General features: G+C 39.0%; 1 protein-coding gene and 1 pseudogene. Both read left to right on the top strand.

Annotated elements, in window-relative coordinates:
• Window positions 1–386: 386 nt before the first annotated feature.
• Window positions 387–497: pseudogene (locus FTT83_RS15695) on the top strand (IS5/IS1182 family transposase); the annotation flags it as partial.
• 163 nt (window positions 498–660) lie between these two features.
• On the top strand, window positions 661–2,259 hold the full coding sequence (locus FTT83_RS15690) for an alkaline phosphatase (protein WP_180176838.1): 1,599 nt from the start codon (window positions 661–663) through the stop codon (window positions 2,257–2,259).
• Window positions 2,260–2,566: the final 307 nt, after the last annotated feature.

The raw sequence follows: 2,566 nt of genomic DNA, 5'->3' as shown, positions 1-2,566 counted from the left end.
ACGCCACTTAAATAAGTTAAGGCGCTAAAGCGATAAAAGCTACATGATGGCCAGTACTGAGCACTGGCGATCTAAGTCAATGCTGCAGTTCTCATCATCATTGGAATAAGTGGACAAATTCCTGACACGGAATACTATAACTGAGGTCACTTAAATGGGATGCATAAGTTATGTAAGTTACGCCACTTAAATAAGTTGAGGTGCTAAAGCGATAAAAGTGGCACTGTTGGAAATATAGATTTAAGTCGATGATTTTTCCTTTAAAAAAAGTACTTAAAGACGGCTTTGTTGCACAAAGCTGTTTGTAAGGTCTGATTCAGCAATATAATTTCCGAATGAAGAAGCCAGCAACTAAAATCTACCGTACAACGAATTGGTCCGCATATAAACTCAGTGCGAGAAACTTTCAGAGCCAAGTGAATGAGATTCATGCTCGTGTGACAGTATTAAATAAATTTACGGATTTAGGCAGACCTCACACCCAAGTTGTCACTTAAGTTTGAGAAGCTTAGGGGAGTTCTACTTTTAAAATCTTTGTGCAACAAAGCCACAGTAAATGTCAACAGACCCTAATTAGTCATAATAATATTTTCATAAATTTGTCATGTAAATTGAATATTTAAAGCGTATTTTTCGACCATCCTAAGATGAGGCGATGCAATGCTTTGGCATAAGAAAAAATTTAATAAAAAATCAATAAGTTTGGCATGCTGTAGTTTGGGCACAGTTATTTTGACGGGCTGCCAAAGTCCTGCTTTAGTTCAATCATCTTCTGCTTCAGTACAACCACTAAAACAGCCCCACCGTGTGGTTTTTTTCTTGGGAGATGGAATGGGTATCACGACACTGACAGCTGCACGAATTTATGCTGTTGGTGAAGATGGCCAACTGCCGATAGATCAACTGCCAGAGTCAGCATTTGTTCGTACTTTCTCAGAAGATGCAGAGGTTACAGATAGCGCACCATCGATGGGTGCCTATATGACAGGTGTAAAAATGAAAAATGAAGTGATATCCATGCAGACTGGAACAATTGCAGTAGAACCAAATCAGGCCGGAAATCATCAATGTGGAACCAATCCTCAGAACCAGAATAAGCAAGACACTCAAACTTTACTTGAATTGGCCAAAGCACGAGGTTGGGGTACAGGGGTAGTCACAACAACTCGCATTACGCATGCTACACCAGCATCGACTTATGCCCATATTTGTCATCGTGATGCTGAAAATGACATAGCATCCCAATTAGTACCAAGTTCGCAAGGTGATACCTATCAGCGTTATAACGTCAAATTAAAAGATGGGGTTGATGTGATTCTAGGCGGGGGTAAGCGTCAATTTCTGCCGAAAGATCAAGGGGGAGAACGGATAGACCAACGGAATTTGATCGCAGAAATGCAACAAGCAGGCTATCGAGTGGTCTATGATCAAACTCAACTCTCCCAGATGAAGTTAGGAAAGAATGAAAAATTATTGGGTTTGTTTAATACTAGCCATTTAAATTATGACTTAGATCGAACCAAAAAAAACTTGCCTGAACCTAGCTTAAAGCAAATGACGTTGGCCGCTTTGGACATTCTAACCCAAAATAAAAATGGTTTTTTCCTGATGGTTGAAGGGGGACGTATAGACCATGCTTTACATGACACCAATGCTAAGCGTGCATTACAGGATACAATTGCCCTAAACGAGGCTTTGGATGCAACCATTAAAAAACTTCGACAAAGTGACCCTGAATTAAAAAATACCTTGATTGTGATAACTGCAGATCATGATCACACTCTAATTTTAAATGGCTATGCCAAGCGTACTGGAAAATATGTACAAGGTCAGGAAACCAGTGTACTAGGTTTGGTTAAAAACTATGATCGTGCGGGTTTTGCCAAAGATATTCATGGACAACCTTATCCGATTATTGGTTTTGGTACGGGCAAAAAGCGTCCGACACAAAATCGGATGGATGACCTAGTAATCAATTTGAAAGACAGTGATATCTGTCATCCAGTACAGGGTCCACAACCTAAACAAGGTGAGAAATATAGTTTTACTTATCCTTTGAGTGAAACTGGTTGGTGTACGGGAGCTGCTGCGGATGATTTCCAGCAAGAAGCCGTGATTCAGACAGGTTTTAAAGATAAAGAAACACATGGCGGGGCTGATGTTTTCTTGGAAGCCATAGGGCAGGGAGCAGAGCAATTCTCGGGCAGCTTAGAGAATGTTAAAGTGAACCATCTGATTCGCAAGATCACAGGCTTATAAGTAGAGGGATATCCAATGAATAGTACATTAAAATAACACTAAATATAAAAAAAATGAAAGAATAATTTACTAAGTTATTGTTTTTAAGTTGATCCTTGTTTTATATGGGGGTGATAATAACTTCTGATTACTAGTTTTTACCTTAAATATACCGATTGAAAGATTCATTTAAAGGCTATAAATACATGAGTTTTACAGTTTGGCTAGGTCAGCATGAGTACTTTTCACAAGATTTAAGATCGACCATGAACGTGATTAAGTTATAGGGGATTGATGAAATAGTTTTTATGAATTTCTGGCTTTCTGG

It is taken from the genome of Acinetobacter sp. YH01018, assembly GCF_013420295.1.
Taxonomy (GTDB): Bacteria; Pseudomonadota; Gammaproteobacteria; order Pseudomonadales; family Moraxellaceae; genus Acinetobacter.
The sequence above is the reverse complement of the archived record's forward strand: the minus strand, read 5'-3'. Positions and strand labels throughout refer to the sequence as shown.